At 73.4% G+C, this 7,700-nt stretch carries 7 protein-coding genes; 3 read left to right on the top strand and 4 right to left on the bottom strand.

All coding sequences use genetic code 11. The features are described from left to right. The first annotated feature begins 297 nt into the window (after positions 1 to 297). Positions 298 to 1,359, top strand: coding sequence for a mannose-1-phosphate guanylyltransferase (gene manB / locus MXD58_RS15565; RefSeq protein ID WP_250609446.1), 1,062 nt, complete (start codon positions 298 to 300; stop codon positions 1,357 to 1,359). Positions 1,360 to 1,476: 117 nt separating this feature from the next. After that, complete coding sequence (dnaN, locus tag MXD58_RS15560) at positions 1,477 to 2,658, top strand: DNA polymerase III subunit beta (RefSeq protein WP_248838385.1); 1,182 nt, start codon at positions 1,477 to 1,479, stop codon at positions 2,656 to 2,658. A gap of 41 nt (positions 2,659 to 2,699) precedes the next feature. Here the strand turns inward: dnaN and MXD58_RS15555 are convergent, their stop codons facing one another. From MXD58_RS15555 to MXD58_RS15540, 4 genes are all read right to left on the bottom strand, one after another. Beyond that, the gene (locus tag MXD58_RS15555) at positions 2,700 to 3,509 is read right to left on the bottom strand and encodes a thioredoxin-like domain-containing protein (RefSeq protein WP_248838384.1); all 810 of its coding nucleotides are present in this window, start codon (positions 3,507 to 3,509) and stop codon (positions 2,700 to 2,702) included. 154 nt (positions 3,510 to 3,663) lie between these two features. Next, positions 3,664 to 5,007: a coenzyme F420-0:L-glutamate ligase gene (locus MXD58_RS15550; protein ID WP_248838383.1), complete on the bottom strand. Its 1,344-nt coding sequence runs from the start codon at positions 5,005 to 5,007 to the stop codon at positions 3,664 to 3,666. Next, positions 5,000 to 6,034, bottom strand: a complete 1,035-nt coding sequence (gene cofD / locus MXD58_RS15545) for a 2-phospho-L-lactate transferase (protein ID WP_248838382.1) — start codon at positions 6,032 to 6,034, stop codon at positions 5,000 to 5,002. The genes MXD58_RS15550 and cofD overlap by 8 nt, the downstream gene beginning before the upstream one ends. 104 nt (positions 6,035 to 6,138) lie before the next feature. Next, on the bottom strand, positions 6,139 to 6,747 hold the full coding sequence (locus tag MXD58_RS15540) for a TetR/AcrR family transcriptional regulator (RefSeq protein WP_248838381.1): 609 nt from the start codon (positions 6,745 to 6,747) through the stop codon (positions 6,139 to 6,141). A gap of 369 nt (positions 6,748 to 7,116) precedes the next feature. Between MXD58_RS15540 and MXD58_RS15535 the strand changes: the two genes are divergently transcribed. Beyond that, the gene (locus tag MXD58_RS15535; protein ID WP_248838380.1) at positions 7,117 to 7,398 is read left to right on the top strand and encodes a hypothetical protein; all 282 of its coding nucleotides are present in this window, start codon (positions 7,117 to 7,119) and stop codon (positions 7,396 to 7,398) included. The last annotated feature ends 302 nt before the right edge of the window (positions 7,399 to 7,700 follow it).

The raw sequence follows: 7,700 nt of genomic DNA, 5'->3' as shown, positions 1-7,700 counted from the left end.
GCGCCGGCCTGCCTGCGTGCCCGCCCGCCGGCCGGCCGCGGAGTCCGCGCGGCGGGTGTTCTCGCCCCCGCTGTTCGGCGGTGGCGGGCCGAGACCGTATCTCGCCGCCCGTTATGGCCCGGTGACGAGATGGGCGGGTCGTGACCAGCCCGGCGTGACGTGCCCGGCGGAATGGGTGCCGGGTGGCCCACGAAGCGTGTTGGATCAATGGCGGCCCGTTCGAACAGTGGTCCCGTAACCCATCCGTCTTCAGGGGCTACCCCGTGTTCTGCGACACTGCGCTGCATGGACGCAGTGATGCTTGTCGGCGGTCAGGGGACCCGTCTACGACCACTCACGATGTCGGCGCCCAAGCCGATGTTGCCCGTCGCGGGGGTGCCGGTCACGGCGCACATGCTGGCCCGGGCGCGGGACGCCGGGATCGGTCGGGTGGTCCTCGCGACGTCGTACCGGGCGGAGGTCTTCGAGGAGTACTTCGGCGACGGCTCGGCGCACGGTCTGGAACTCGAGTACGTCACCGAGACGGAACCCCTGGGCACCGGTGGCGCGATCCGCAACGTCGCCGGGCGGCTGCGTGGTGATCCCGACGACCCGGTAGTGATCTTCAATGGTGACATCCTGTCCGGCCTGGACATCCAGGCGCTCGTCCGGCGCCACCGGGAGGCCGAGGCGGCCGTGACCCTGCACCTGACCGAGGTGGAGGACCCGCGGGCGTTCGGTGTGGTCCCGGTCGACGGCGAGGGCCGCGTCACCGCGTTCCTGGAGAAGACCCCCGACCCGCCCACGAACCTGATCAACGCCGGTTGCTACGTGTTCCGCCGCTCCGTGATCGACACGATCCCGACCGGTCGGCCGGTGTCGGTCGAGCGGGAGACTTTCCCCGGCCTGCTCACCGCCGGCACGCCGCTTCTCGGCTTCCCCGACAGCACCTACTGGCTCGACCTCGGCACGCCCGCCGCGTTCGTCCAGGGCAGTCGGGACCTGGTGACCGGGCGGATGGTCTCCTCGGCGCTGCCGGGCCCGGTCGGGGACTGCCTGGTGCTCACGGGCGCCCAGGTCGCCTCCGACGCCAAGGTCGGCGGCGGAGCCACCATCGGCGCCCGGGCCCGGGTGGGCACCGGTGCGGCGGTGGACGGCGCGGTCGTCTTCGACGACGCCGTGGTGGAGGCGGGAGCTACCGTCCGCGACAGTGTCATCGGGCGCGGGGCGCTCATCGGCGCCGGCGTCGTGCTCGATGGGGTGGTGATCGGGGACGGCGCGGTCGTCGAGCGGGGCAACGAGCTGCGCGCGGGCGCGCGGGTGTTCCCCGGCGCCGTGCTCGCCGCCGGTGCGGTCCGCTTCAGCTCGGACCGCACCTGACGCGGACGCCCCCGGGTGTGGCCCAGGTGTCCCCGCAGGTGCGAAAGCTGGTCAAGGGGCGCGGACACTCGCTGTGAATGCGGCGATTTACGGCTGATGACGGGGACAATCGGCGCCATGAGGTTCAGCGTGGAACGCGACGTGCTCGCCGACGCGACCGGCTGGGCCGCCCGAAATCTGCCCAGTCGGCCCGGTCTGACGGCGAATGCCCTGACCGGCCTGCTGCTCGACGCGACCGCGGGCTCCGCGGCCGCCGCCGGCCTGGTGGTCTGCGCGTTCGACACGGAGGTCGCGGTGCGGGCCCCGGTCGCGGCGACGGTGGAGCAGCCCGGGCGGGCGCTGGTGCCGGGCCGGCTGCTGGCCGACATCGTGCGCAGCCTGCCGGCGGCGGTGATCCAGGTCGACACCGAGGGCGACCGGCTGCTGCTGCGCTGCGGCAGTGTGCGGTTCACCGTGCCGCTGATGGACCCGGCTGACTATCCGGAGCTGCCGAGCTTCCCCGCACCGATCGGGGAGGTCGACACCCTCGGCTTCGCGGAGGCGGTCGGCCAGGTCGCGCCGGCCGCGGGCCGGGACGAGACGGTCCCGGTGCTGACCGCCGTCCGCCTGGAGATTTCCGGGCGCGGGCTGAGCCTCGCCGCCACCGACCGCTACCGCCTGGCCGTCCGGGGAATTCCCTGGCAGCCGACCGTCGAGGACCCCTGGGCGCTCGCCCATGTCCCGGCCAAGGTCCTCGCCGACGTGGCCCGCACCCAGACGTCGGCGTCCCGGATCGTGGTCGGGCTCGACGTCTCCGACCCGGCGGGGGCGCGGCTGGGGTTCGCCGCGGCCGGCCGGCAGACGATCGTCCGCCTCATCGACGGAACCTTCCCCAACTACCGCAAGCTGCTGCCCGAGACGGTCGCCCACGTCGCCACCGCCCAGACCGCCGAACTGGCGGCGGCGGTCCGCCGGGTCGCCGTCGTCGCCACCCGCACGGCGCCGCTGCGCTTCACCTTCACCCGGGACCAGGTCGTCGCCGAGGCCGGTGACGGCGGCGGGGCGCAGGCCAGCGAGACGATCCCCGTCGAGTACACGGGCCCGGAGCTGTCGGTGCTGCTCAACCCGTCCTACCTGCTGGACGGGTTGGGAGCGGTGGAGGACGACGAGGCAACGATCGGCTTCGTCGCCGCCGATCCGGCGCAGGCCAGCGCGCGTCCCGTGGTGCTGACCGGCAAGGACAGCGGCGGGCGGGGGTCCCCGGACGGCGGTGCCTTCCGCTACCTGCTGATGCCGATCCGCACCGACACGGTGTCCTGAGCGTCCCCGCGGGCGGGGACGCTCAGGCTTGACGTTAGGGCTCAGGGGGCGGGCGTCGGGTTGCTCGGCGCCACCGTCATGGTTCCCGAACCCGGGGCCGGTGTGGCCGAGCCGCTCGCGGCGGCGGCCAGCGGGCCGTCCGCGGAGACGTCGAGGGTGCCGCCCTGCGCGCCCGACTCGGGGGCGGTCGGGGAGTCCCACGTCGCGCCGGCCGGGTCCGGGTTGGCGTGCTTGGCGACGAAGTCCTTGATGACGTCCGCGGACACCGTGGTGCACCGCTGGGTGCGGTCCCAGGCGGTCAGGACGAAGTGCTTGCCCTGCGCAAAATTCCCGCGGGTCCAGGGCACGCCGATGAACCGCGGGCCGGCGTCCGCCGCCAGCGACTTCAGCTTCGCGACCTGGTCGGCAGGCAGACTCGGGTCGTACCAGCCGACGATGAAGCCGTGCTCCAGGTTGTGCACGGCACGTTCCACCGGAATCTTCGACCTGGGGTTGTAGAACGAGATGCCATCGGGCAGCGGATCGGGATTGTGGCTGCCGGAGGATGGCGGCGACGCCTTGTAGTCGACCGTGGTGGTGACGTGGGTGCTGCCCTGGGAGGCGTCGTTCACCGTGCCCGTGCAGCCGGCCGCGGTCGCCGCGGACGAGCCGGAGGCCACGTAGCCGACCTGGCGCGTCTTGCCCTTGGCGTTGTTGTCGGAGATCGCGTAGATGATGATTCCGACCAACAGGACAAGCGCGACACCACCAGCCGTGCCGTAGATGAGCAGCGCGCGGCGGCGTTCCTTGCGCTTCTGCTCACGTCGCAGCTGATCGAGCCGGGCGTTGCGTTCGGTGTTCTTCTTCCCCACGGTCGCTGATCCTACGAAGTGTCGAACCACTTAGCACCCGCAGGATGCATGCGACCCGCCGGTGAGCACCCGGACGAGCCGGACCGGGTGCATCAGGTGACCCCCACATCGCCGCGTTTCCCCCGGTAGTCGGCCGTACCCGGCACGGCCCCCCTCAGCGGTACAGCAGGTACTCGTCCGGCTCGCGTGGCGCCCGGGGGGCTGCCGCAGCGGCGGCGTGGCCGACACCGACCGTGCCCACGGGAACCCAGTCGGCCGGCAGGTCCAGCACGCGGGTCACCACGTCGGCGCAGAACAACGTCGAGGACACCCAGCAGGAGCCGAGCCCCTCGGTGGCGAGCGCGACCAGCAGGTTCTGCACCCCCGCGCCGACGGCGACGGTGAACATCCGCTCCTCGGCGCGGGCGCGCCGTTCATCCGGGTAGGGATGCGCACCGTCCAGCGCCATGATCGGCACGATCAGCAGCGGAGCCCGCCGCAGCACCTCGCCGCGGCGCAGCCGCCGGCCGACCTGCGCCTCGTCGAACCCGTCGCGGCGCAGGTCGTCGGCCCAGGCGGCGGCCATCGCGGCAAGCAGCTCCGCGCGCCGCTCGGCGACGATCACGAACCGCCACGGCGTGGTGTGGTGCGGGGCGGGAGCGGTCAGCGCCGCCGCGACCGCGCGGCGCACCGCGGTCGGATCGACCGGGTCGGCGGTGAACTCCCGCACCGTGCGTCGCTCCGACAGCGCCGAGCGGCGGGCCTCCAGCGTCCCGAGGCGGAACATGTCCTCGCCGGGCGGGCGCACCAGCGACCGGGCGCCCCGCCCGTCGTCCGCGAGCCAGGTGTAGCCGCGGACGACGGCTACCGGGGTCGCCCCGAGCTTGCCCTTGACCAGGTCGGCGGCGGCGGCAAGCTCGTCGGCCTCGGCGACCTCGGTCATGCCCAGCTCGTTGCCGTAGCCGTCGACGTCGCCGATGTGGCTGCGCAACGCCGCCATGCCGGCGACGCCGATCGCCAGGTCCGTCAGGCCCTTGCGCCACGGCCGCCCGGCCGTGTCGGTGACCACCACCGCCACGTCCACCCCGAGCCGGGCGGCGAGGCCCGCGCGTAGGCCGGCCGCGCTCGCGTCGGGATCCACCGGGAGCAGCGCGATCGAGTCGGCCGCCACGTTCGAAGCGTCCACCCCGGCACTGGCCAGGACGAGCCCGTGACGCGTCTCGACGATCCTGGTCGGCCCCCGGCTGGCGACCTCGCGGACGGTCTCGGTGTCGATCGCTGCCTGCCGGACGGCCTCCCGGTTCCCGCCCGCCGGGACGAGCCGTCCCTCCGCCTTGGAGACGATCTTCGAGGTGACGACGAGGACGTCACCGTCGGCGAGGGGGCGCCCGCTCGCCACGGCGCCGGCCACGACCGCGGCGAGGTCGTCACCCGGCCGCACCTCGCCGATGCCGGCGAGCCCGAAGACCTCCAGCTCGGCGCTCGGCGGCTGCCCGGCGGCCGCGTGGTCGTCAGACACCGGCGAGCTCCAGCGCCGCCCGCACGATCGCCTCGGTCGCGGGCAGGTCGGTCATCAGCAGCGGCCGGGACGCCACGACGGCGCCGGGCACCACCGCGGCGGCGTCCGCGGTGTCCACCAGCCAGCCGTCGAGCAGCCCTGTCGGCGCCGCCTGGCCGTCCGTCGGCGGGGTCACGGCATCGCTCGACCCCTGGCCTGCCCGTCCCCGGCCTGCCCGTCCCCGGCCTGCCCGTCCCCGGCCGCCATAGTGCGCCCCGACGGCCTGTGCCGAGGTCTCCACCCCGATCGCGGTCAGGCAGGCGTCTGCCATCCCCCGCACCGCCGCCCCGCCGATGATGGGGGAGACCCCGACGACGGGTGCCGCGGTGCTGGCCACCGCGTCGCGGATGCCGGGTATCGCCAGGATCGTGCCGATTGACACCACCGGGTTCGACGGCGGGAACAGCACCACGTCGGCCTGGCCGATGGCGTCGAGCACGCCGGGCGCGGGCGTCGCGGACTCGGCCCGCAGCGCGACGATGGCCTGCGCCGGGACGGCGGCGCGCAGCCGCAGCCACCATTCCTGGAAGTGCACGGCGCGCTGGCCGCTCTCGTCGGTGATGACGACATGGGTCTCGACCCGGTCGTTCGTCATCGGCAGGAGCCGGACCCCGGGCTGCCACCGATCGCAGATCGCCCGGGTGACATCGGCCAGCGGGTGGCCGGCGTCGAGCATCTGGGTGCGGACGAGGTGGGTCGCGAGGTCCCGGTCGCCGAGGCCGAACCAGGCCGGGCCGACACCGTAGGCGGCGAGTTCCTCGGCGACGACGAACGTCTCGCCTTCGCGTCCCCAACCACGTTCGGCGGAGATGGCGCCGCCGAGGGTGTACATCACGGTGTCCAGGTCAGGGCAGATCCGTAGACCGTGCAGGGTGATGTCGTCGCCGGTGTTGCCGATCACCGTGATGTCGGCGTCGGGCAGGGCGGCGCGTACGCCGCGCAGGAAACGGGCGGCGCCGATTCCGCCGGCCAGGGCTGTCACTCTCACAACATTCGATCCTGGCACCGACGTGCGCGTGGTCGCCCACCGGCCGGTCCGGGCGCACCGGCGAGGCCGGTGGCGTCCCGGGCTGGCCCGGCCGGGCGGAGTCGTCAGCCGAGTTGGGGCCGGGCGAACAGCGGCGCCACCCAGCCGGTGAACTCCGTCCGCGCGGGCAGCGCGGAGTCCTTGCAGAAGGCCGCGAGCAGGAAGTGCACGAGGTGGCTGGTCGGCCGGGTCGGCGCGGGGTTGGCGAGGCCGCCCTCGATGGTGGCGACGACCGCGTCGGCGGCGAGCGCGCGGTCGGCCTCGGGCACCAGGTCGTGCACCGCGGCGAGCGCCAGGCCGTGCAGCCATTCGTGCAGCCGCTCGTGGTACTCCATCACCGGCTCGGCGTGCGGCGCGCGCTCCGCGACGCAGGGGTGCAGCGTGCGCCGGCGCTCCACCGAGTCGAGGCCGAGGAAGAGCTTCTCTGCCGGGTCGCCGGGAAGGCCGGTGATCCGTTCCACCTCGACGTCGAGCAGGCGGTTGAGCACCGCGGCGAACGCGTGGTCCTTGGAGCGGAAGTACCAGTAGACGCTGCCGGGCTCGATCCCGGCGGAGCGGGCGATCTCGGCGATCGAGGTTCCGGCGAAGCCGCGGGCGAGGAACTGCTCCTCGGCGACGGCGAGCAACGCCTCGATCCGCTCCTCGCGGGGCACGTCCTGCCGATTTCGTGGCACCTGATCAGCGTAGCGACTTCGACCCGGCGATGAGCGGTGATTGGCCGAGCGGCACACCTGGCGATGCTGCGATACCCAGCTCGCACACCCTTCACACCTACGAGTTTTGAGTGGTGATGTGAATCACGTCTCTCGCGGTTGCGGTTCGGGGCTGTCGGCGTGCGTAGACGAAAGTCCAGGTCAGTAGGGGTATATCCAACGAGTCTGCCGGATGGGTAGTTGCTCGTCCGGGGATGACCGGTACGTCACCGCCGCGTCGGAGTGCCGACACCCGCCCTTATGTGTCGTCCGTCACGCGGCTTCTCTTGATTCCGGTTAGAGAGGGTTGTGTGATGAACACGAGCTCTCCACGTCGCTGGAAGGACCCTCATGTCCGAGGTCAGGACCACCAAGAGTCTCGAAGCGCTGTCCGCCTCCCTCAACCGCGCCCTCGCCGGCGCGCGCGCTCCCCAGGTCGTCGCCGCCCGTCGGGCGCAGATGCGGCAGGCCGCCGCGTCGCCGGCCCCGGACGGCGCCGCTCGGGCGCATCATCGAGCCCACGCCGTCAACGACGTGCTGGCCGCTCGTTCCCGGACGAACATGCTGATCGGCACACTCGAACGACTGCGGCGCCCGGCCACCGGCTGGCGTGCCGGCCGGGTCACGCCCTGATCCCCTGACCCGCGGCGCTCAGGCCGCCGCCGGCTCCCCGGCCGGCGGCCCGGGCGCCAGGCGGCCCGGGGGATGTTTTCGTCGCCCTGCGCGCTTATCCCTTCGACGCTGTCCCTTCGACATCGATGACGGCGGGCAGGTCCCGCCGGCGGCCGGCGGCGTCCCGTCCCCGCCGCTCGGGAACAGAGGAAGACATGACAACAACGGTGGCGACATCCGACGGAGCGGACGGCCCGAGGCTAGGCCCGGGCGATGCCCCGGGGCGGGCGGAGGCGTTCGGGCCGGCCGGCACGCCGTCACCG

It is taken from the genome of Frankia sp. AgKG'84/4 (assembly GCF_023242965.2).
Taxonomy (GTDB): Bacteria; Actinomycetota; Actinomycetes; order Frankiales; family Frankiaceae; genus Frankia.
Note: the sequence above shows the minus strand (reverse complement) of the source record. Positions and strands in the feature narration are given on the sequence as shown.